This window comes from Streptomyces sp. NPDC054765 (assembly GCF_053612065.1).
Genome location: NZ_JBSHBP010000017.1, coordinates 1 through 23,496, shown reverse-complemented (window position 1 = coordinate 23,496; position 23,496 = coordinate 1). Strand labels below are relative to the sequence as shown.

Below are 23,496 nucleotides of genomic sequence, written 5' to 3'. Positions count from 1 at the left end.
TAAGCATGTTTCCGTTGTCGTTCGCCCAGCAGCGGTTGTGGTTCTTCAACAGGCTCGAGGGGCCGAGCCACACGTACAACGTCCCAGTGGTGATTCGGATGTCCGGCCCGCCGGACACGGGCGCCCTGGAGGCAGCTCTCGCCGATGTCATCGGCCGGCACGAGAGCCTGCGCACCGTGTTCGGCGAGGCGGACGGCGAGCCGTACCAGCGCGTTCTTCCCGCCGGCGAGGCCGAGCTGGTACTGGAGCAGCGGGACGTTGACCGAGAGAAGGCCGACGCCCTCCTGCGCGAGCTGGCGGAGAGGCCCTTCGATCTGGACGGAGACCTCCCGCCGGTCCGAGCACACCTGCTGCGGTCGTCCGAGGACGAGCAGGTACTGGCGCTGGTTCTGCACCACATCGTCTGCGACGGATGGTCGATGACGCCGTTGCTGCGCGACCTCGGCCAGGCGTACGCCGCGAGGGTCGAGGGCCGCGCGCCGGAATGGGAACCGCTGCCGGTGCGGTATTCCGACTACACCTTGTGGCAGCGTGACCTGCTGGGCAGCGAGGACGATCCGCAGAGCCTCGTCCGTCGGCAGCTGCAGTTCTGGCGGGACTCCCTGGAAGGGCTCCCGGACGAGCTGGACCTGCCTCTGGACCGGCCGCGCCCGCAGGCCGCCAGCTACCGCGGCAAGGAGATCGATTTCCGCATCGCCCCCGAGATCCACGCCGGGCTCGCGGACATCGCCCGGCAGACCCGCAGCACCCTTTTCATGGTGGCGCAGTCCGCTGTCGCGGCGCTGCTCTCCCGCCTGGGTGCGGGGACCGACATCCCCCTCGGTACGGCCATCGCAGGTCGTACCGACAACGCGCTCGACGACCTCGTCGGCCTCTTCATCAACACCCAGGTGCTGCGCACCGATGTGTCCGGCCGACCGACGTTCCGGGAACTGGTGGAGCGGGTACGGGAAGCCAGCCTGGAGGCGTACGACCATCAGGACCTGCCGTTCGAGCGCATAGTGGAGGAACTCAACCCCGTTCGCACCCGCTCTCGGCACCCCCTGTTCCAGGTCGGCCTCGAACTGCACGGCGGCGCCCTGGAGCTGAAGCTGGCCGGCGTGGACACGCAGGTCGAGCTGTTCAAGATGGCGCTGTCGAAGTTCGATCTGTCGTTCGTCCTCGTGGAGCAGAAGGCACCGGACGGTACCCCGGTGGGGATCTCTGGCACGCTCGAGTACGCGACGGACCTGTTCGACGAGGAAACCGCGGTCGCACTCGTGGAGCGGTTCGTCAGGTGCCTCGGGCAGCTGGCACACGACCCGGACGCCGACCTCGCCACCGTCGACATCGTCACTCCGGCCGAGCGCGGCCTGCTGAAGCAGTGGACCGAGACCGCCTCGGAGCTGCCGGACAAGACCATCGGCACGATCTTCGAGGAACGGGCGGCCGCCACGCCGGATGCACTGGCCCTCGTGGCGGGCGACACCCGGCTCACGTACCGCGAACTCAACGCCTGGGTCAACCGTTTCGCCCACCACCTGCTGGCGCTCGGCGTCGTGGCCGACGACCTGGTGGCCGTCGCCCTGCCACGGACCGCCGAGGCGATCGTCGCCTGGCTCGCAGTCGCCAAGGCCGGCGGCGTCTACACGCCGATCGACCCGCAGAGTCCGGTCGAGCGGATCCGCACTATCCTGGCCGACGCCCGTCCCAGGGTGCTCGTCACCACCGAGGACATCGCGGCCGGCCTGCGTGCTGCCGGACGGCTGCCGACCCTGGTCACCGAGCACAGGCAGCAGGACCAGCCGGAGCGCAACCCGACCGATGCGGACCGTCCTGTTTCGCTGAGCCTCGACCACGCCGCATACGTGATCTACACCTCAGGGTCCACCGGTCGGCCCAAGGGCGTGACGGTGCTCCACCGCGCCGTGACCAACCTGTGGTACTTCCATACCGGCGTCACGTTCCCCCAGCCCACTGGTCCCGAGGACCGCCGGAGGGTGTCGCTGTCGGCCTCGCTAGCCTTCGACACGTCCCTGGAGGGTGTGCTGGCCATGATTGCCGGGCACGAGCTCCACCTGCTGGACGAGTTGACCCGCCGCGACCCCGCCCGGATGGTCGACTACATCGTCCGCCATGGTGTGGCTCAGATCGACGTCACGCCCAGCTACGCGCAACAGTTGCTTGCCGAGGGACTGTTGGACGGCGAGACCCCGCTGCGGACGTTGATGCTCGGTGGCGAGGCCGTCAGCGAGACGCTGTGGAGCGAACTGCGCACCGCAACGACCACCACGGTTTTCAACTACTACGGGCCTAGCGAGTTCTGCGTCGAAGCGTCTGGATGTGCGCTGCCCGAGTATGAGAGTGCCAGCATCGGCCGGCCCGTCCACAACACCCAGATACACGTGCTGGACGAGCAGCTCAACCCGGTGCCTCCGGGTGTACTGGGCGAGCTGTACCTTGCGGGTGCCAACCTCGGGCGGGGCTACATGGGGCGTGCGGCGTTGACGGCCGAGCGGTTTGTCGCCAATCCGTATGGCGCGCCTGGCGAGCGCATGTATCGCAGCGGTGACCTGGCCCGCTGGACGACGGAAGGCTTCCTGCGCTTCGCAGGCCGCTCCGATGACCAGATCAAGCTGCGTGGCTTCCGCATCGAGCTGGGCGAGATCCAGATGGCCGTCGACGCCCAGTCCGCAGTGGCGGACTCCGCGGTGATCGTCCGTGAGGACGTACCTGGCGACAAGCGTCTGGTGGCGTATGTCGTCCCGGAGAAGGGCCACACGGTCGACGTGGCCGCGCTGCGCGCCGAACTGGCGCTGGTGCTGCCCGACTACATGGTGCCGGCCGCCTTCGTCCCCATGGACGTGTTGCCGCTGAACCGCAATGCCAAGCTCGACAAGCGTGCCCTGCCGGTCCCGGACTACGGATCTCTGTCCGCCGGCCGACCCCCGGCCACCGAGCAGGAGAGGGCTGTCGCCGGCCTGTTTGCCGAGATCCTCAAGGTCGAGACGGTGTCCCTGGACGACAACTTCTTCGAGCTCGGCGGGCACTCGTTGCTCGCGACCCGCCTGGTGAACCGGATCCGCACCGTCCTGGGCGCCGAGGCCAATCTGATGAAGCTCTTCGACGCCCCCACAGTCGCCGGCGTGGTGGCGAGCCTGGAGCAGGAACCGGTCGCGGGAGCCGAGCGCCCCAAGTTGGTACGCCGCACGGTGTGACCGTGGTGGTCACGGGGCGGGTGCCGCACAGCGGCGCCCGCCCACTTGCGTGCAGGACAGACCCGATCAGACAGGAGAGAGCAGTGACACCGGAGATCGACGACCATTTCGCGGCCCTCAAGGCGCGGTACGGGACGGACTCGCTGGACCGGGTCGAGGAGATGCTGGAGCCGCGCCGACGCAGCGACCTGCGCCATCCACTCCAGCAGGCGGCCAAGTGGGTGCTGCCCGGCATACCGCAGCAGCCGTGGCACGACCCGTACGCCTATCCGGAGCTTCTTCCTCTGGTCACGGCGCTTGAGGAGAACCACGCGCAGATCAAGGAGGAACAGGAACATGCCTGGGCGCAGCGCCGGGGGAGCTTCACGGACTACGAGCACTACCTCGTGCGCCAACGGAACTGGCAGGCCCTCTACCTCTACCGCGACGGTGCACTGGTGGCGGACTCCGAGCCGCTGGCCCCGACGGCCTACAAGGTGCTCAAGGAGAACGCGGTCGACACCGGCGTGATCTGCCCGCTTCTCGAATCGCACTTCTCCACGCTGCTGCCCGGCGGGGCCATCAAACCGCACTGCGACCTGTGGAACTTCAGCATCAACCTGCATCTCGCCATCGACATCCCGGAGGGCGCCGGCATCAGGGTGGCCGAGGAGACCCGGAGCTGGGAGGAGGGCAGGACCCTGCTCTTCGACTACTCCTTCGAGCACGAGGCGTGGAATCACGGCGACCGTACGCGGACCTGCCTGCTCGCCGATCTGTGGCACCCCGACACCACGGTGCCCGAGCGCGCGGCCCTCACCGTACTCATGACCGAGATCCAAACGATGATGGCCAGCTGAACACGGCACTGCCACGCGATCCGTACACCTGATTCCTCACTAGGGGCCCCTGTGACGTTGACCTACTCCGCCAAGGCGGTGCTCGACCAGATCGATCTCGCTGACCCTCAGCTCTTCGCGGGCCCGGGGCACCACCGTGTGTTCCGGCTCTTGCGCGACCACGCTCCGCTGCACTGGAACCCGGAGGGCTCCGAGCCCGGCTTCTGGTCGGTTACGCGGTACGAAGACTGCCTCGCGGTGCAGAAGGACGGGGCAACCTTCAGCTCGGCCGGCACCAACACGCTTGGCGCGCAGCGCTGGACCGGGGACGAGGGTTCGGGCCGGATGCTCACCCATACCGACGGGCCCCGTCACACCGAGCTGCGGCAGCTGGTCAACCGGGCTTTCACGCCGCGCGCGGTCGCCAGACTGGAGCCGTACATCCGGTCGGTGATCCGGCAGTCGCTCGACGAGGCGGTGGAGCAGCGCGAGGTCGACTTCGTCGACACCGTCGCGCTGTTGCCCGTCGCCTCGATCGCCGCGCTGCTCGGCGTACCGCAGGAGGACTGGGCACTGTTGCTGCGCCTGACCACGGCCGCGTTCGGATCGGCGGACCAGGACCTGCAGACCTCGCCGAGCGCCCGAGCCAGTGCCGCCAAGGCCCACGCACAGCTGCTGCTCTACTGCCAGGACCTGATGAGTCAGCGTCGGGCCTCGCCGCGCGAGGACATCGTGACCTCTCTGGTCGAGGCCCAGGACAAGGGGTTGCTGGACGAGGAGGACGCCATGCTCTTCTTCGACCTGCTGCTGCTCGGCGGGAACGAGACCACCCGACACGGCGCCGTCGGCTCGCTGATCGCCTTCATCGAGCACCCGGAGCAGTGGCAGCTGCTGCGCTCGGACCGGGGCCTGCTGAACACCGCGGTCGGGGAGGTCCTGCGGTACGTGTCGCCGAGTCAGCACGTGCTGCGCCGGGCGGAGCGCGACGTGGAACTGCACGGTCACCAGATCAAGGCCGGTCAAGACGTGGCGATCTGGCACTTCTCAGCCAACCGGGACGAGCGCGTTTTCGCGCATGCCGACCGTTTCGACATCGCCCGCACGCACAACCCGCACCTGGCGCTCGGGTCGGGCCCCCACTACTGCCTGGGGGCTTCCCTGGCCACCATGGAGCTGCGCCTTTTCCTCGACGAGCTGTGCGAACGGGTGGGCTCCGCCACCATGATCGAGCCGCCGGTGCGGCTCGCCTCCACCGTCATCAGCGGGTTCAAGAACCTGCGCGTCCAACTGCTTCCCGCATGAGTCCGCAAGGAACCGATACCGTGACCGATTCATTGACCGCTTCCGCGCCGGCCGGCGTGCCCGACCCGGGCGCGCCGCCGGCGCCCGCTGTCCCGCTCTGGCGCAGCAAGAACTTCCTTCTGCTCTGGGGCGGCCAGACCGTCGGCGAGCTGGGCTCCCGGATCTCCGGTGTCGCGGTGCCGTTGCTGGCGGCGACCACGCTGCACGCCAGCGTCTTCGAGATATCTCTGTTGTCCTTCCTCGGCTGGCTGCCGTACCTGCTCTTCTCGCTGCCCGCCGGGATCCTCGCCGACCGGGTCGACCAGCGGAAGCTGATGATCGTGTGCGATCTGGTGCGTATGACGCTGATGCTGTCACTGCCCCTGGCCGCGCTCGCCTGGGAGCTGCGGCTCTGGTACCTGTACGTGGTCGTCGGCATCTGCGGTGTGTTCACAGTGCTGTTCAACGTGGCGTACAAGAGCATGCTCCCGAGGCTGGCCGGACCAGGCCAGCTGGTGGACGCCAACGCGAAGATCGTGATGAGCCAGGAGTTTGCCGAGCTCATCGGGCCGACCATCAGTGGTCTGCTGATCGGCCTCGTCGGCACCGCCCGGACCTTCTTCAGCAACGGACTGGCCTTCCTTGTCAGCGCGGTGACGCTTTCGCTGCTCCGGGCAGCGCCCAAGCCGGCGGGGTCGGAGGCGTCCGACAACGGCGGGGAGCGGGTCGGGCTGCGGGCCGAGATGAGTCAGGGCCTCGCCTTCATCCGCAGTCGCCCGATCCTGCTGGCCATCCTGGCCTGCACGGCGACCTCCAACTTCTTCGTCATCGCCAAGAGTTCCATCGAGGTCACGTTCCTCGTCCGCGAGCTGCACGCCTCGTCACTGGCGGTCGGCCTCGTCTTCAGCGTGAGCGCCGTCGGTGGTCTGGCCGTCGGCGCCGTGGCGAGCCGGCTCTCCCGCCGGATCGGCACCGCCCGCATCATCTGGGTCGCCATGGCCGTACCCGGCCCGCTGTACCTCCTCATGCCGCTCGCCACGCCGGGCTGGGGACTGCTGCTGTACGGCTTCGGCCTCGCCGCGTTCTCCGCGAACGTGGGCCTCTACAACATCGCGGCTACCTCGTACCAGCAACAGATCACCCCCGCCCACCTGCTCGGGCGGGTCAACGCCGCCTTCATGTGGATCTGCCTCGGCGTCATCCCGATCGGGGCGCTGTTCGGTGGAAGCCTCGGCAGCGGACTGGGCCTGCGCACCACACTGTGGATCTGTGTGCTGGGTACCTGGAGCGCCGCGCTCTTCGTCGTCTTCTCGCCGCTGCGGACGATGCGGGACATGCCCGCGGAAGGGACCTCATCACCGTGACCGCCAAGACACTGCACGCCTGGTTCGCCGACAGCGTCCGTCGGGTGCCAGGGGCACCCGCGCTGGTCATCGCCGGGCAGAGCTTCACGTACGCCGAACTGGACGCGGTCTCCCGGAACGTCGCGGGCCGTGTGAAGGGGGCGGGCCCCCGGGCGGGCAGGATCGGGCTGCTGGCCTCGCGCAGCGTGGCGTCGTACGCGGGCTATCTCGGCACCCTGTTGGCCGGCGGCACTGTCGTGCCGCTCAACGAGGCGTACCCGGCCGAGCGCAACAAGAGGATTCTCGACATCGCCGGCCTGGACGCCATCCTGGCTGACGCCGGGCAAGATGCCTCGTTCACGGATGGGACCGGGGTCCCAGTCGTTCGCATCGGCGCTGAGCACGTGGCACGGGCCCTGCAGGAGGGCGGTCCGCCACCCGCCCTCGCAGGTGAGCGGGGCGACCCCGACGACACCGCCTACATCCTGTTCACCTCGGGATCCACCGGCGTACCCAAGGGGGTGCCGATCCGGCACCGCAACCTTGACGCGTTCCTCCGCCACCACATCGCCCGCTACGGCGTGGGGCCCGGTTGCCGGCTCTCGCAGACCTTCGGCCTCACCTTCGACCCTTCGGTGTTCGACATGTTCGTCGCCTGGGGCGGCGGCGCGGCGCTCGTGGTGCCCACCCGCGAGGAACTTCTCGACCCGGTCTCCTTCGTGGCCGAGAACGCGCTCACCCACTGGTACTCCGTACCGTCGATCATCTCGCTCGTCCGGATGGGAGGCACGCTGAAACCGGGCAGCATGCCCTCGCTACGGCGAAGCCTGTTCGCCGGCGAGCAGCTGACTCTGGAACAGGCTCGGGCCTGGAAGGGGGCGGCGCCGGGCAGCACGGTCGAGAACCTGTACGGGCCGACGGAGCTTTCGGTGACCGTGACGGCGTACGAACTGCCGGACGACCCGACGCACTGGCCGGCCACGTCCAACGGGACAGTGCCCATCGGTCCCGTCTACCGGCACCTCGACCACCGAATCGACCCGGAGACGGGAGAGCTCCAGGTCCGGGGACCGCAGCGGTTCGCCGGCTACCTCGACCCGGCGGACAATCGGGGCCGTTTCGCGGAGCCCGGTCCAGACCGCCGGGCGCAAACGCCGAGTCCGGACGCCTGGTACCTCACCGGCGACCGGGTGGCGGTGGAGGACGGGCAACTTGTCCATCTCGGCAGGCTCGACCAGCAGGTCAAGATTATGGGTCAGCGACTGGAGCTGGGTGATGTCGAGTCGGCCGTCCGCACTTGGGGCGGGCTGGGGGACGTCGTGGTCGTTGCCGTCCCGGGGGGCTCGGGGGAGTCCCGACTGACGGCGGTGTACAGCGGCGAGGAGACGGCGCCCGGAGAGATCCGCGCCCGTCTGCGGGCGCACCTGCCTTCCCACATGATTCCCAAGCGTTTCGTCCACCGGCCCGCGCTGCCGTTGAATGCGAATGGAAAGTTCGACCGAAATGCGTGCAGCCTGTTTTGATCCGCGCAGGTTGCGCGTCGGCAGAGGAGGCGGATACGCCTCCAACTGCCGGTAAGCCACCGCCTATGGTGCCTGATCGGGGCTTCCTTTATCTCTAGGCTTGGAGTATTCCAAGGAACTTGTGAGAAAAGGAATGACATGGCGAATCCGTTCGACGACGAAGAAGGTGTCTTCCTCGTCTTGGTGAATGCCGAGGGCCAGCACTCCCTGTGGCCTGTGGCACGCGCCGTGCCGGCGGGCTGGGAGTCGGTGTTCGGCCCTCATTCCAGGCAGAGATGTCTGGACCACGTAGAAGAGAACTGGACCGACCTGCGGCCGGCGAGCCTGGCCAGGTCGGCTGGGTGAGCAAGGTGACCACAGCGACACTGCAGCGCATCTTCGAGCGCTCACGTGTTACCCAGCGCGACCAGGAAGCCTTCATCGTAAAACTCGTCATAGCCCTGGTGATGGGGGCGACGGGGACTTCCCTGGTGCTGACGCAAAATCCTTTCGGTGTGGCGGCAGGCATTGTCCTGCTGGGAATTCTTTACACCCACATGGTGGAACTCCAGCACCAATGCCTACACCATTCCGCATTTTTGAAGGTAGGGCTGCACCGCACGGTCGGAGTAGTACTGGGCCTGCCGATGTTCGTCTCGTACAGCCACTACCGGATCCGGCACCTGCAGCACCATCGATTCCTGGGCACCGACCAGGACACCGAGTTCTTCGGCTTCGACACGCGCCAGCCATTGACGCCGGGGGTCATGCTCCGGGGCCTGTTCGACTACCAGCGGCTGGTCACGGTGGCCGCTGAGAGCTACCGCAGCTGGCGGGGCACCTGGCGTTACGAAAACGGCCAGGTGTCCGAGCGGATCCGCCGCAACAGCATGGTCGAGTACCGCGTGATGGCCCTTCTGGTTGGCGCCGCTGTTGCGGCCGGCATCGAGGGCCACGGTGTGCTCGTGCTGGAACTGTGGGTGGCGCCCCTGCTCCTCGTGGCGACTCCGATGCACTTCCTCGTCGAACTGCCCGAGCACATCAAGTGCGAGAACGACACCACCGACGTGCTGCGCAACACCCGCTCCATCAGTGGCAGCTGGTTCAGCACGTGGCTGACCAACGGCAACAACCTGCACGTTGAGCACCACGCCGCGATGACGGTGCCGATCAACCGGTTGCGTGAACGTCACGACGACGTGAGGGAATTCGCCAAGTTCGTCGACCACAGCTACTGGACCTTCTACCGCGCGGTGCTCAGCGAAGTGCGGGCCAACGCGAGACCACACCGCCGCCCCGCGGTCCAGAGATAACCCTCCCGACGCCGCCCATCAGGTCACGACCACAGACTTCATGAAAGGTAACGCTGCGATGCTCATTGCCCCCGCCAAGGAGGCGTGCACGGCTGACTTCCAGGACCGCCTGGGAACCGTGCGCTATCTGCCGTCGCTGTCGCTCGACGCGTACCGGAAGGACGTCGTCGCCAGCAGCGAGCTCCTGCGCTCGGTGGTCGACTTTGGACGGCCGGGGGCCGAGCTAGCCCTGTCGGTCCTGGAACGGACGATTACGGAATTCGACACCGACGAGACCGGCCGCGGGGACTCGTACCGCACAGCGCAGAGGGACACGTCGGTCCGGTGGTCGGGGGTCGAACAGCTGCTGCGCCTGTGCGCCCCGGAGGGGTCGGCCGTAGTGCTCGACATCCTCGGCGGGGACGGGACCCTCGCCCGCGCCGTCGCGGAACTGGGCGGTGAGGCTACCTCGGGGGTCACCTTGCTGACGTCGGACATCTCCGGGGAGATGATCAAGGAGGCGCTGGCCCAGGGCCTGCCCGCCGTCCGGCAGGCGGCGGACTTCCTTTTCGTCCGCGAGGGTTCGGTGGACGCGGTCCTCCTCGCCTACGGCACCCACCACATCGCCCGCCAGGGCCGCCCGGCCGCTGTGCGGGAGGCGCTTAGGGCGGTCCGGCCTGGCGGACGAGTCGTGCTCCACGACTTCGACGAGGCCAGCCCGATGGCCCGATTCTTCACACAGGTGGTCCAACAGTGGTCGCCTGGCGGGCACGACTACCCCCACTTCACCCGCAGCGAGCTCGTACGCCTCTTTGCCGAGGCTGCCACGCCGGCGCAGGTGCTCGACGTGTACGACCCGCTGACCGTCCGAGCGCAGTCCGAGGGGGCCGCGCGTGAGGCCATGTGCGACTACATCGGCAACATGTACGGGGTCTCCCAGTACTTCGAGGAACTGGGTGGGGTTCAGGAGGCATGGTGCCTGCTGGAGCAGGTCTTCGACCACACCGGGTACCTGGCAGACCTGGGCCGCACCGGCGACTTCCCCGCCGTGCCGTACATCCACGCTGTGAATGGCGCCTTCGTCGCCGAGGTTCCGCGCGTGTCCATCGTCGCCGTCGCTCAGAAGGCGGTCTGAGCCGTGAATCACTCGCACCTTCTCGACCTGCTCAAGGCGTCGGGCACGCTGGGGGACGAGCGCACGGCGATCGTCAGTGCCGACGGCGAACTGGGCTACCGCGCCCTGTGGCGCCGCGTGGAGGAGACCGCCGCTTTGCTGGCGCGGTCCGGCGTGGGCGCGGGCGACCACGTGGGGCTCTACTTCCTGCGGTCGGCCGACTACGTGACCTCCCTGCTGGCGACCTTGACCGTGGGCGCGGTCGGCGTGCCGCTCGACCCGGAGTACCCGGCCGAGCGCATCGACCAGATCATCGAGGCCGCCGATCCCCGCATCATCCTGCGCAACGGCGTGAGCCGGCACGGCGACGAGCTGCTGCGGCCCAGCCGCTGGGTTGATGTCGGACAGCCGGACGTCGGGGCTGACCGCCCCGGCTCCGGATCCCGGCCCGCCGGCGCGACCGCGCAGGACCCGGCCCTGATCCTCTTCACCTCCGGATCGACCGGTAAGCCGAAGGGCGTCGTGCTCCAGCACGGCGGCCTGTCCAATCGTCTGGCCTGGGGACACGAGCAGTACGGCATCTCCGCTTCCGACCGGGTCCTGCACAAGGCTTCGATCGCTTTCGATGCGTCCCTGCACGAAATCTTCTCGCCGCTCATCGCGGGCGGCACGCTGGTCATTGCTCCGCCGGGGCTGCAGTTCGACAGCCGCGGCCTGATCCGGCTCATCCAGGACGCGGAGATCACCACGGCGCACTTCGTGCCCTCGATGCTTCGGCACGTGCTGGAGGAAGTCGAGCTGGGTTTCTGCGATGACCTTCGCCGGGTTTTCTGCGGCGGTGAGGCGCTGGACATGGACATGGTCGGCCGCTTCCGCAAAACGCTGCCGCTGTGCGATCTGTTCAACCAGTACGGCCCTACCGAGTGCTCGGTCAGCGTTACGTACTGGGACGCCTCCGAGGAGTTCAGCGGCGCCATCGCACCCATCGGCCGCGCGGTCGCCGGAGCCGAACTCCACGTACTCGCCGAGGACATGACCCCAGTGGCCGAGGGCGGGACAGGAGAGCTGTGGATCGGCGGCGCCCCGGTGTCGGCCGGCTACCTGGGCGACGACGAACAGACCCAGGAGCGCTTCCTGCCCGACCCGTTCCGTCCCACCGGCCGGATCTACCGCACCGGTGACCTCGTACGCCGCGCTGCCGCCGGGTACCTGGAGTTCTGCGGGCGCGTCGATGACCAGGTGAAGGTCCGGGGCATCCGCGTGGAGCCCGGCGAGGTGGGGGCCACCCTGCGCCGTCACCCGATGGTCCAGGACGCGGCGGTCGTCGCCGTGCCTGATGAGGAGAGCGGCGTGCGCCTGGTCGCCTACGTCGCCGCGAAGCGGAGCCACGCGCCCGTCGTGGACGGGCTCCAGCGCTTCCAGCTGCCCGGCGGCCTCGCGGTCGCCGCGCCCTCCGCAGATGAGGCGCTCTTCCTCCACCGCCAGATCTTCGAGGAGGACGAGTACTCCCGCTTCGGCGTAAACCTCCGCGAGGGCGCCGTGGTCGTCGACGTCGGCGCCAACATCGGGCTGTTCTCCCTGTGGGCCCACCGGCAGGCCGACGGGGTCCGGTTGCTCTCGATCGAGCCCAATCCGGACGTCCTGCCCTTCCTCCGCTCCAACCTCGAACTGAACTCCGTGGACAGTGAGGTCGTCCCGGTGGCGCTGACGGACCGCGTCGGGAGCGAGGAGTTGACCTCCTTCCCGCAGCTCACCTACCTGTCCGGGCTCGGCGCCGGCCGGGAGCGGGCCGCGGCCGGACTGGTCCAGTCGCACTATCGGAACACCGTCATCGGCGACGGCGACCTGGCCGAGGAAGAGTTGTCCTCCCTCCTCGCGGCCGCGGAGAGCCGACTCGAGGCCACCTCGCACACCGTCGCGACCACCACCCTGTCGACCCTCTTCGAGGAGCGCGGGCTCGACCACGTGGACCTACTCAAGATCAACACAGAGGGGGCGGAACTCGAAGTTCTGCGGGGCGTCCGGCCCGAGCACTGGTCCCGGGTGCGCCAGGTGTGCCTGGAAGTCGAGCGGGCGAGCGTGGTCGGCGCGGAGATCAAAACCCTGCTGGCCGAGGCCGGTTTCGAGGTGAACGAGGTCAACGACTGGTGCGTCGGGACCGACGCCGACGTCACCTACGTCTACGCGACCCGCGGGGCCGACGAGGCTGCTCCGGCCCCTGTCCCGGCGGCTGTCGCCACCGAGGCGCCCGACACTCTGCTCACCACCCGCTCCGTACGGACGTACCTGGCGAACGTGCTGCCGCCGGCCATGCGCCCGGAGCAGATCGTCTTCTTGGAAGAGCTGCCCCGCCTGCCCAACGGCAAGATCTCCAAGCTTGGCCTGCCCGAGCCCCCGGCACCCCGCCGCGACACCCTGGCGGACACGCCGGGAACGGGAAGTACGCCGGACCGGCTGCGCGAGATCTGGCGCCAAATCCTCAAGGTCGACGCGGTCACGGATGACCACGACTTCATCGCCCTCGGCGGACACTCCCTGATGGCACTGCGCATCTGCGGCCGCGTTCGCGAGGAGACCGGCATTCACATGGCGCCGGAGAGCTGCCTACGCGCCCCGACTTTCGGGGCCTGGCTCGCCGAGGCGACCCGGCCGACGGGCGTGACGCGGTGACCCTCGTTCTACGGCCCATCGGACAGCTCTCGGACATGCAGCAGTCCATGCTGGCCCACGAGTCCATAGAAGCCCTCCCCGTCTACAACATGCCGCTGTGCTTCGAGATCCTCGGGGCGGTCGACGCCGTGGCCCTGGAGACGGCGCTGCACCACGTTGTCCGCAGGCATCCCGTGCTCAGCTCCACGTACGCGGACGGCCGCGCCTTTCCCCTCCCGGCCTCCGCGCTGCTGTCCCCGCTCGACACGGCGATCGAGCGGTGTCCGGACGGGGTGGCCCCGACCTCTCTGTCCCGGCTGTGGGAACAGCCCATGGACCTGCGCACCCGGGCCCCGGTGCGGGCCAAGCTCGTGTCCGTGTCACCGGAGCGCCACTACTTCGGTCTCTGCGTGCACCATGTCGCGGGCGACAGCTGGTCCCTCGCGCTGCTGCTGGAAGAACTCGGATCCGCGTACGGCGCCCTGCGCTGCGGCACCGAGCCCGAGGCACGGCCGCCGGCGCCGGACTTCTTCGACCACGCGGCCGAGGAGCAGGGCCGGAGCTGGGACCCCACCTGGTGGCGGGCACAACTGGCCGGCGTACGGCCGCAGCCCCACCCACGGACGGACCCGCCGCCCCCGACCGAACGGGGCACCCTCGTCGAAACGCCACTGGAGCTCGATTCCGCGGCCACCCGCGGGGTCCGGGAACTCTCCCGCGCGGCGCGGGTGTCGCCGACCGCGGTGCTCCTGACCGCGGTCAGCCTGGCCGTCGCGGACACCGGCGGCGGCACGGAGCGCTCCTCCACGGTCGGGCTCCCGGCTGTGCTGCGGGACACGTACGCGCTCCAGGCGACCATGGGCCCCCTGCTGACCACCCTTCCGGTGCGCACCGCCTGGCAGGACGGGGCGACAAGCACGGAGCTGGTCCAGGCGCACGCAGAGGCGATCAGCGGGGCACTCGCCCACAAGGACGTTCCCTACTCACGCGTACTCAAAGCGGCCGGAGTCCGGCGCAGGCCCGGGACCGCCCCGCTTTTCCTGCACGTGGTCAACGCCGACAACGAGGCGCCGAGACTGCGCCTCGCCGGGGTGCGCACCATACTGCGGCCCGTCACCCCCAAGTGGGCCATTTTCCCGGCGCAGTGGGAATTCAGTTGGAAAGCGGTCGGGAACATCCGCGGCGTCCTCCAGGTCTCAGCGGACGCCTTCACCGCAGAACAAGCAGCGGACTGCGTCGGCAGGTTCCGTTCGAGCCTCACGCGTCTGCTGAGGTCGGAAACGAAGGGTTTCTCGTGAGTTCCTCGCCACACACCGCATGTCCGCCCGCCACCGAGAGCCATCTGGAAGAGGTCCTGAGAGGCCTGTTCGCCGAGGTGCTCGACCTGCCGCAGGTCGGGACCGACGAGGACTTCTTCGACCTCGACGGCGACTCGATATCGGCGATGCGCCTGATCAGCCGGGTCCGGGCGGTCCTCGGGCTGGAGCTGAACATCCGCACCATGTTCACGGCCCCGACGGTGCGCGGCGTCGCCCGCGCCCTGGCCCAGGCAGCAGCCGAGCCTTCCACGGCACCGCAGCCGCGCACTGCACCGGAGCGCGGCGTCCGCCCGGAGCGGGTGCCACTGTCCCTCACCCAGCAGGGGCTTTGGTACCTGTCGCTGCTTCAGGGGCCGAGCCCCACCTACAACCTGCCCCTCACCGTGCGGCTGACGGGCCGTGTCGACACCGCGGCGCTGGAAGCGGCGCTCGGCGACGTGGTGGAACGCCACGAGTCCCTGCGCACCGTGTATCCCGAGGACCTCGGAGTGCCCTACCAGCAGGTGCTGGCCGCGGAGGCGGCGCGGCCGGCCCTCCTCCGGGTCTCATGCGACCGGGCGGACTTGGACGCGACCGTGGCCGACGCGGCGCAGGACGTCATCGACATCATGGCCGAGGCGCCCCTGCGGACGTGGCTGTTCACCGCCCAGGACGATCCCGACGAGCACGTCCTGCTGTTCCTCCTGCACCACATCGCCGGTGACGGCTGGTCCTTGCGGCCCCTGATGCGGGACCTGACCCAGGCGTACCTGGCCAGGCTGAAGGGAGCGGCCCCCGCGTGGGAGCCGCTGCCCGTGCAGTACGTGGACTACACCATGTGGCAGCGCGCCGTGCTGGGCGAGGCGAGCGACCCGGCCAGCCGCCTGTCGCAGCAGGTCGCCTACTGGCGGCGGGCGCTCGACGGGCTTCCGGAGCAGGTGGAGCTGCCGACGGACCGGCCGCGCCCGGGCGTCGCCAGTCACCACGGCGCCGCCGTCGACATCCTCATCGACCGCACCGTGCACGAGCGACTGGCGCAGCTGGCCCAGGCACGTGGCGCCACCCTCTTCATGGTCCTTCAATCGGCCCTGGCCCTGGTACTGACCCGTTCGGGAGCCGGCGAGGACATCCCGATCGGCACCCCCGTCGCGGGGCGTGGTGACGAGTCCCTCGATGGCATGGTCGGCTTCTTCGTGAACATGCTGGTCCTGCGTACCGACACCTCGGGGAACCCGACGTTCGGCGAACTGCTGGAGCGGGTGCGCGCAGCCGACCTGGAGGCGTACGCGCACCAGGACGTCCCGTTCGACCGGCTGGTCGAGGCGCTGAACCCGAAGCGGTCGGCAGGACAGCACCCCCTGTTCCAAGTGGCGCTGGGCTTCGGCGGCCGTGGCTCTGCCGCGCTCCATGCACCGGGACTACGGGGCACCGCCGGGCTGGCACCCACACCCGTGGCCAAGTTCGACCTCGGCCTTTACCTGGACGAAGTGCCGGGCGGCGACGGATCCCCTCAGGGCATCGCCGGAGTACTCGAGTACGCGACGGACCAGTTCGACCAGGCCACGGCCGAACGCATGGCAACCGACCTCGTGCGGCTGCTGACCCGGGTTGCCCAGGACCCGGACTTCCGGCTGGGTACGGAGGAATAGGACGATGCAGGAGACCGCAGCGACCCCAGTGCGCTACTACACGGAGCTCGGCTCATGGGTGATCGCCGACCGCGATGCCGCCCAGGCCGCCCTCGGACATCCCGCGCTCTCGTCGCGCACCGCCGAGAACGGCATCTACCTGCCCTCCGACATGCGCGAGGAGTGCGCCGAGCTGCTGGACGTCATAGGCCGGTGGTTCGTGCTGCTCGACGGCGAGGCGCACACGACAAAGCGGCGCGCCGTCCAGCGCATGTTCTCGCCCGGCAGGATGCGCAGGATCCAGGAGGAGATCCGCAGCGTCGTGGCGCAGGCCGTCGAGGAGTTCCCGCAGGACGGCACCGGAGACGCGATCACCTGCCTGGCCAATGTGATCTCCGCCCGCACCATGGCCCACCTTCTCGGGCTCCACGACGTGCCCGTGGACCGACTGCATGAGTGGGCCGCGGCCCTGGCCGACTTCCTCGCCGCCTCTTACCGCAGGGACTTCGCGGTGCGCGCGCAGCAGGCCCTGCGCGAGATGGGCCGGGCGCTCAGCAGCGTGGACGACGAGGACAGCATCTGGAACCTGGCCGTGGGGGACGACAGGGACCGCCTCGCCACCTGCTCGATGGTGCTCTTCGGCGGCCTCGAGACGACCGCCTCGCTGATCGGCCTCTCGCTCTGGTACGTGCTGGAGAACGATCTGTCCGCACTGGTCCGCGATCCGGAGGCAGCGGCCGCTACCGACACCCTCATCGAGCGGGTGCTGGAGCTGTACCCGCCGCTGGGCCACGTGGCGCGCACCGCAGCCACGGATCTGGAGATGGCCGGCTGCCCGATCGCCACCGGCGACCTCGTCCTCGTGTCACTGACCGGGAACGACCCCTTCGTGGCCGGAGCGGCCCGCCCGGATCGCCCCGCTGCGCACGACCCGAACGGCGCCCGGCCCGACCATCTCGCCTTCGGCCATTCCATGCACTACTGCATGGGCGCGACGCTTGCCCGGATGGAAGCGTCGATGCTCCTCACGCTGTTCTGCGAGCGCTTCCCGGCGGCCCGGGTCGGCGCCATGAAGTGGGGCAGGAACCGCACTTACCGCGGCCTCTCCCACCTTCGCATCGAGCTTTGACCTGTCATTCCGTGCTTGTGAAATGAGGTAGTCAGAAACAGTGGTCACCGTATACACGACCTTCCCGTCGGCGACCGATTGCACCTCATGGGAATTCCGTGAGCGCCTGACGCAGGAGGCCAAATGGGCTGAAGCGGCCGGTATCCAGGGCATGCTCGTCTACAGCGACAACACGCTCCTCGACCCGTGGGCCGCTGCTCAGCTCCTGATCGAGAACACCGAGCGATTCGTCCCGCTCGTGGCCGTGAACCCGGTGTACATGCACCCGTTCAGCGCCGCCCGTATGATCAGCAGCATCGGCTTCCTCCACGAGCGTCGGGTCGACCTGAACTACGTCACCGGCGGTTTCCACCGGCACCTGCAGGAGCTTGGCTGCGGCCTCGACCACGACCGGCGCTACGACCGGCTCACGGAGTACGCGGAGGTCGTCCAGCAGCTCCTGGACGGCGGCCGCCCCGTCACCTACGACGGCGAGTTCTACCAGCTCAAGCACGCGGCCATAACTCCTCCGCTCGAAACCGAACTGAAACCGGGGGTGTTCGTCTCCGGCACCTCCGCTGCATGCCGGACGGCCCAGCAGCGGCTCGATGCCACGCGGTTGGCATACCCGCGCGAGATCGGTGAGTACGGAGACGGACAGCCGCTCGCCGACGGCGGCATCCGCCTCGGCATCATCGCCCGCGACACCTCAGAGGAAGCCTGGGCCGTCGCCCACGCGCGGTTCCCCTCCGACCCGCTGGGCGAGGAGGTCCACGAGATCGCCGCCGAGACCGTCGAATCGCAGTGGCACCTCAGCCTCTCCGAGGACGCGTTCCGGTCGCACGCGCCCAAGGACACGTACTGGCTCTATCCGTTCCGCGCCTACAAGACCTTCTGCCCGTACCTCGTCGGCACCTACGAGCAGGTCGGTGAGCTGCTCGCTCGCTACCTGGCGCTCGGCGTCTCGACCCTCATCCTCGACGAGATCACTGAAGAGGCGGACCTGCACCACTCGATGCGCGCGCTGCGCCACGCCCAAGGGGAGACCGAATGATCCCGCTGTCGTACGCCCAGCGCAGGCTGTGGTTCATCAACCAGTTCGAAGGGCCGAGTGCCACCTACAACATCCCGGTGGTCCTCAGGCTCTCGGGCGACTTGGACGTACCCGCGCTGCGCGCCGCGCTCACTGACGTCGTGGACCGACACGAAAGCCTGCGGACCCTGGTCGCCGACGCCGGCGGCGAAGCCGTACAGAAGATCCTGCCGCGCGACATGGCCGAGGTGCGCCTGGAGGAGTGCGACGTACCCGCGCACAAGCTGGACGCCGCAGTCGCGAAGGCGTCCTCGTACGTCTTCGACCTTGCCGGGGAGATCCCGGTGCGTGGCTGGGTGTACTCCACCTCGTCGACCGAACACGTCCTCGTCGTCCTCATCCACCACATCGCGAGCGACGGATGGTCGACCGGACCGCTGCTGCGCGACCTGTCCCAGGCATACGCCGCGCGCTGCACGGGCACGGCTCCGGCCTGGCCCGAACTTCCCGTGCAGTATGCCGACTACACCCTGTGGCAGCGCGAACTGCTCGGCGACGAGAACGATCCGGAGAGCCTGGCCGGCAGGCAGCTGGCGTACTGGCGAGACCAACTTGCCGGATTGCCCGAGGAGTTGCGGCTGCCAACTGACCGACCGCGCCCCGCAGTTCCCGGCCACGGCAGCCGGATCATTGAATTTCGGCTCGATGCGGAGGTACACGCACGCCTGGACGCACTCGCCCGCGACCACCAGGCCACCATGTTCATGGTGGTCCAAGCCGCGCTGGCCGTCCTGCTGACCCGGCTCGGTGCCGGCACCGATGTACCGGTGGGCTCGGTGATGGCCGGGCGCACCGACGGCGCCCTCGACGACCTGATCGGGTTCTTCGTCAACACCCTGATCCTGCGCACCGACACCTCGGGCGACCCGACGTTCACTGAGCTGCTCGACCGCGTGCGGCGCACCGATCTGAGCGCCTACGCGCACCAGGACGTTCCCTTCGAGCGCCTGGTGGAGGCGCTCAACCCGGCTCGTCACACCGGGCGCCACCCGCTCTTCCAGACCCTGCTGGTCTTCCAGAACAACGACGAGGGCTCTCTCGACTTCCCGGGCGTGGAAGTGCGGCAGTGGGAGGGCACCCAGCAGTTGGCGAAGTTCGACGTGAGCCTCGGAATGGCCGAGACGCACGGTTCGCACCGAGAACCGGCTGGCCTACAGGGAGGCTGGGTGTTCGCTGCGGACCTGTTCGACGAGGAGACCGCGGAGGCCATCTCCGGACGCTTCGTCCGACTGTTGGAGGCGTTCGCCGCCGACCCCGGGCAGCGGATCGGGTCCGCGCCGCTGCTGGACGAGGCTGAGTACCACCGGCTCGTGCACGAGTGGAACGACACCGGGCGGCCGGTACCACAGGAGGGGCTGCCCGAGCTGTTTGACCAGCAGGTACGGCGTGCACCCGAGGCCACGGCTCTGGTGTGTGGGGAAACCCGGCTGACCTACGCCGAACTCGACGCCTGGTCTAACCGGCTGGCGCGGCGGCTCGTCCAAGAAGGGGCCGGGCCCGAGACACTGGTGGCTGTGTCCGTCCCGCGCTCGGCCGAGATGGTGGTGGCCGTCTGGGCAGTTCTCAAGGCGGGCGCTGGTTATGTGCCGCTCGACCCGGATCTCCCCCCAGGGCGGGTGGCGACGGTCGTGGCGGACGCGTGTCCCGCACTGCTGCTCACCACGGGGGCGCAGGAGGGTGCCGGTCCCGCCGCCGGACTTCCCCGAATCCTGGTGGAGGAGGTCGCCGGCGACGGCGCGCTTCTGTCCGGCGCACCGCTCACCGACGCGGACCGCCGCAGCCCGTTGCTGCCGGACCACCCGGCATACGTGATCTACACCTCCGGATCGACGGGCCGGCCCAAGGGCGTCATCGTCCCCCACCGCGGGCTCAGCGCTTTGGTCGCGTGGGCCGGGGAGGGATACGGTGCGGACCGCCTCGCGCATGTGCTGGCCGCGACCTCACTCAGCTTCGACGTGTCCGTCTTCGAGGTCGTCGTCCCGCTGGTGTGGGGAGGCTGCGTCGAAGTGGTGCGCGACCTGCTGGAGCTCGCCGAACGACCCGGCTGGTCGGCCACCCACGTCGGCGGTGTCCCATCGGCCTTCGCCGCCCTCGCGGGGCGCGAGGACCTGGACGTCGAGGCCGGCACCGTGGCCCTGGCCGGTGAGGCGCTTTCCTTCGGGGTGGTGCGCAGGCTCCGAGCCGCCCTGCCCGGCGCCGAGGTCGTCAACCTCTACGGGCCCACCGAGTCAACGGTGTACGCCACGGCGTGGTTCAGCGAGGACGGCTCAGAGGCCGACCAGGAGACCGCCTCCGCGGTACCTATCGGCAGCCCCCTGCACAACACCCGCACCCATGTCCTGGACGAGAGCCTCCAGCCCGTCCCGGTCGGTGTGACCGGCGAGCTGTACCTGGCGGGTGCGGGACTGGCCCGGGGCTACCTGGGCAAGCCGGCCCTGACCGCGGAGCGTTTCGTGGCCTGCCCGTTCGGCGCACCTGGGGAGCGCATGTACCGGACCGGCGACCTGGTCCGCCGGCAGCCGAACGGCCGACTGGTGTTCATGAGCCGGGTCGACGACCAAGTGAAGGTGCGCGGCTACCGCATCGAGCCCGGAGAGGTGGAGTCCTCCCTCCTGGACCACGGGCAGGTGGGAGCCGCAGCGGTCGTGGTGCGCGAGGACGTCCTGGGAGACCCGCGCCTGGTGGCGTACGTGGTACCGCGCGACGCGGCCGTCCTGGATGCGGGGGGCCTGCGGACGCACCTGCGGGAACGGCTGCCCGCCTACATGGTGCCGTCGGTCATCGTGCTCGTCGACGACCTGCCAGTGACGGTCAGCGGAAAGGTGGACCGGGGGGCGCTGCCGGTGCCGGAGACCAGCGGGTCGGTCTGGCGTGGGCCGAGCACGTCGTGTGAGGAGACGCTGTGCGCGATGTTTGCTCAGGTACTGGGAGTCGAACAGGTCTCGGTCGACGACGACTTCTTCGAACTCGGCGGCCACTCCCTGCTGGCGCTGAACCTCGTAACCCAGGTGCGCTCGGCCTTCTCGGCCAACGTGCGGTTCCGGGATTTCTTCTACAACGCCACCGTTTCGAGCCTCTCGCGGATGATCGCAGGGGACACGCCGGCTGGAGGTGCGGCCGGTGCCTAGCCCAACTACGACGCGCCCGTCCGCCTGCCTGATCCCGCTGGGCTCAGCCGCCTCCGACCGGGAGGTGATCTTCCTGGTCCACGCCATCGGCGGGACCGTACACTCGTACGCGGCCCTTGCAAAGTGCCTGCAGGACAGCCACGCGGTGGTGGGCATCGAGGCATTCGGCATCCGCGACGACGATCCCCCGGTCAACACGCTGGGGGAGATCGTCGAGCGCTACGTCGAGGCCGTACGGACCGTGTCGCCCGGCGGCCCGTACCGGCTCGGCGGCTGGTCGATGGGCGGCATCGTGGCCTTCGAGATGGCGCGGCGGTTGGAGGAGGACGGCGAGGAGGTCGCGTGCGTCGCCCTCCTGGATTCCCCGCACACGCTGAGCCAAGAGGATTTGGGTTATGCCGATACGAGCGGCGGGCGTTCGCTGCTGGCACGCTTCACCGAGGACGTATCGGACTCACTTGGGTGGAGCATGCCCGCGACCGGTCTCGCGGACGCCGATCCGCTGGGCTGGCTCGCTGCGGCCGTTGCCGGTGGCGGCGGAGAGGAGGCGACCGACCAAATTGAGGTCGTACGCGAGGAACTCGAGCGACGCTTCGCTGTGTTCAAGGCGCACGCCGAGGCCCTGATCGGATACCGCCCGAGCGGGACGGTCGCTGCGGACCTGCGAGTGCTGATCCCGGACGACTCGCCCAACCTCGGCACGGCGTCGGGGTGGGCGGCGGCGACGCGCGGCCGGTTCCGACACGCAGAGGTGCCGGGCGACCACTACACCTTCCTGCGCGCGCCGATCGTCACCGAGGTCGCGGAATTCGTGGCCGGGGGGTGAGTTTGGTCAGCTTGACTCTGTCGGTGATCTTGGCAGAGGCGTTGTTGTACGCGGACGGGTCGGTAAAGACGCCGATCGAGGAGCCCACCCGTCCTCGGTTGCGCCGCGGCAAGCCGATCCCGCCGCAGATCGCCCTGCTCACGCTCAGCCCGTCGCCGCGGGGGCAAGGAACTGTGCGGCGGCGCTTGTGGTTCGACCGCCAGGTGGTAGACGACGCCGGGTACGGGCAGGTCCGCCCCGCCCAGTGCCGCGGGGCGAGATCAACATCGTGGTGTTCACTGGGTTTTGACGAGCATGTCAGGCTCCACGCCGCAGTTGACCTGGGCGCGTGCGCCGTCGAAATCGATGGTGATGAAGCCATAGCGATTGACCACAGCGGGCTGGGGAGATGCGCGAGCGCACTCTGGCCTCCACTTGGCTGGAGGGACGACATCTTGGACGCGGGCGCGGCGGCATGGACCGCTCACCGGATCGCCCGCATGCGTGCGCGCTCCCTCCCAGACCCGCCTGAGCGCGACACCGATGGGCGCCCGGTCGCCACGTGTTACGCGTGGTCGCGGTCCTCGGCGTTGTAGATCTCCTGCAGGGCCTTCTTCGTGCCGGGCTGCGCGGACTTCGGCAGGGCGTTCGCAACGTTGGCGATCTTGTGAACCCAGCACCTCTGGTGCCGGGTCTCGGGGAAGACTTCAGCCAGGGCCTTCCAGAAGCCGAGTGCGCCGTCGCCGACCGCGAGAAGGGGAGCGCGCATCCCGCGCCGTTGGCAGTCGCGCAGCAGGTCGGCCCAGGAGTCGGCGGACTCGCGGTAGCCATCGTTCATGGCGATCAGCTCTTTCGTGCCGCCGCGCGGACGCCCATCGGCACCAGCACGCACGACTTCGCCTCCCTCAGGCGGATCCGCAGGTGGATGCCGTCGGCCCAGACGTAGACGTAGTCGCTGGCGGACAGATCGCGCTCGCCGAACGCCTGGTGGTCGGCCTGCCACTGCTGGGTGAGGCGTGTGACCGTCGCCGGCGATAGCCCGGCCGTCGACCCAGGAACTGCTCGAGTGCGGGCACGAAGTCGCCAGACGACAGGCCGTGGAGATAGAGCAGGGGCAGCACCTCGCTGATCTTCGGGGACTTGCGGGGGCGTTACCCCTTGATCGTGGACACCCTGATCATTGGATCGTGAGGATCCGAAGAACAGGAGTTCCCGTTGGGGACGTCGAAGTACTCGCTTG

At 69.0% G+C, this 23,496-nt stretch carries 16 protein-coding genes and 1 pseudogene; 16 read left to right on the top strand and 1 reads right to left on the bottom strand.

Annotated elements, in window-relative coordinates; translation table 11 throughout:
* Positions 1 to 5: 5 nt before the first annotated feature.
* The 16 genes from ACWGJY_RS13700 (at position 6) to ACWGJY_RS13625 (ending at position 22,852) form a co-directional block, all read left to right on the top strand.
* Positions 6 to 3,197: a non-ribosomal peptide synthetase gene (locus ACWGJY_RS13700; RefSeq protein WP_453260983.1), complete on the top strand. Its 3,192-nt coding sequence runs from the start codon at positions 6 to 8 to the stop codon at positions 3,195 to 3,197.
* Between the two features lie 83 nt (positions 3,198 to 3,280).
* Entirely contained in the window at positions 3,281 to 4,036 is a 756-nt protein-coding gene (locus ACWGJY_RS13695) for an aspartyl/asparaginyl beta-hydroxylase domain-containing protein (RefSeq protein ID WP_453260982.1), read from the top strand.
* Between the two features lie 51 nt (positions 4,037 to 4,087).
* Positions 4,088 to 5,317 carry a cytochrome P450 gene (locus ACWGJY_RS13690; protein WP_453260981.1) on the top strand — a complete coding sequence of 410 codons (1,230 nt, stop codon included), beginning with the start codon at positions 4,088 to 4,090 and terminating at the stop codon, positions 5,315 to 5,317.
* Positions 5,318 to 5,337: 20 nt separating this feature from the next.
* Entirely contained in the window at positions 5,338 to 6,660 is a 1,323-nt protein-coding gene (locus ACWGJY_RS13685) for an MFS transporter (protein WP_453260980.1), read from the top strand.
* Positions 6,657 to 8,162, top strand: coding sequence for an AMP-binding protein (locus ACWGJY_RS13680; RefSeq protein ID WP_453260979.1), 1,506 nt, complete (start codon positions 6,657 to 6,659; stop codon positions 8,160 to 8,162). The genes ACWGJY_RS13685 and ACWGJY_RS13680 overlap by 4 nt, the downstream gene beginning before the upstream one ends.
* A 138-nt stretch (positions 8,163 to 8,300) precedes the next feature.
* Entirely contained in the window at positions 8,301 to 8,507 is a 207-nt protein-coding gene (locus tag ACWGJY_RS13675; protein WP_453260978.1) for an MbtH family protein, read from the top strand.
* Complete coding sequence (locus ACWGJY_RS13670; RefSeq protein ID WP_453260977.1) at positions 8,504 to 9,454, top strand: fatty acid desaturase family protein; 951 nt, start codon at positions 8,504 to 8,506, stop codon at positions 9,452 to 9,454. Before ACWGJY_RS13675 ends, ACWGJY_RS13670 begins: the two co-directional genes overlap by 4 nt.
* 58 nt (positions 9,455 to 9,512) lie before the next feature.
* Positions 9,513 to 10,568, top strand: coding sequence for a class I SAM-dependent methyltransferase (locus tag ACWGJY_RS13665; RefSeq protein WP_453260976.1), 1,056 nt, complete (start codon positions 9,513 to 9,515; stop codon positions 10,566 to 10,568).
* A gap of 3 nt (positions 10,569 to 10,571) precedes the next feature.
* On the top strand, positions 10,572 to 13,217 hold the full coding sequence (locus ACWGJY_RS13660; protein ID WP_453260975.1) for an amino acid adenylation domain-containing protein: 2,646 nt from the start codon (positions 10,572 to 10,574) through the stop codon (positions 13,215 to 13,217).
* A gap of 35 nt (positions 13,218 to 13,252) precedes the next feature.
* A complete protein-coding gene (locus ACWGJY_RS13655) occupies positions 13,253 to 14,494 on the top strand; it encodes a condensation domain-containing protein (RefSeq protein ID WP_453260974.1) in 1,242 nt (413 codons plus the stop codon).
* Positions 14,491 to 16,143, top strand: coding sequence for a condensation domain-containing protein (locus ACWGJY_RS13650; protein ID WP_453260973.1), 1,653 nt, complete (start codon positions 14,491 to 14,493; stop codon positions 16,141 to 16,143). The genes ACWGJY_RS13655 and ACWGJY_RS13650 overlap by 4 nt, the downstream gene beginning before the upstream one ends.
* A 4-nt stretch (positions 16,144 to 16,147) precedes the next feature.
* On the top strand, positions 16,148 to 17,251 hold the full coding sequence (locus tag ACWGJY_RS13645) for a cytochrome P450 (RefSeq protein ID WP_453260972.1): 1,104 nt from the start codon (positions 16,148 to 16,150) through the stop codon (positions 17,249 to 17,251).
* Between the two features lie 40 nt (positions 17,252 to 17,291).
* A complete protein-coding gene (locus ACWGJY_RS13640) occupies positions 17,292 to 18,284 on the top strand; it encodes an LLM class flavin-dependent oxidoreductase (protein ID WP_453260971.1) in 993 nt (330 codons plus the stop codon).
* Complete coding sequence (locus ACWGJY_RS13635; RefSeq protein WP_453260970.1) at positions 18,281 to 21,451, top strand: non-ribosomal peptide synthetase; 3,171 nt, start codon at positions 18,281 to 18,283, stop codon at positions 21,449 to 21,451. The genes ACWGJY_RS13640 and ACWGJY_RS13635 overlap by 4 nt, the downstream gene beginning before the upstream one ends.
* The gene (locus ACWGJY_RS13630; protein WP_453260969.1) at positions 21,444 to 22,277 is read left to right on the top strand and encodes a thioesterase domain-containing protein; all 834 of its coding nucleotides are present in this window, start codon (positions 21,444 to 21,446) and stop codon (positions 22,275 to 22,277) included. Before ACWGJY_RS13635 ends, ACWGJY_RS13630 begins: the two co-directional genes overlap by 8 nt.
* 341 nt (positions 22,278 to 22,618) lie before the next feature.
* Positions 22,619 to 22,852, top strand: coding sequence for a DUF429 domain-containing protein (locus tag ACWGJY_RS13625; protein ID WP_453261064.1), 234 nt, complete (start codon positions 22,619 to 22,621; stop codon positions 22,850 to 22,852).
* Here the strand turns inward: ACWGJY_RS13625 and ACWGJY_RS13620 are convergent.
* A pseudogene (locus tag ACWGJY_RS13620) lies at positions 22,825 to 23,401 on the bottom strand (IS256 family transposase); the annotation flags it as partial. The gene ACWGJY_RS13625 and the pseudogene ACWGJY_RS13620 sit on opposite strands and share 28 nt — an antisense overlap.
* Between the last annotated feature and the right edge of the window lie 95 nt (positions 23,402 to 23,496).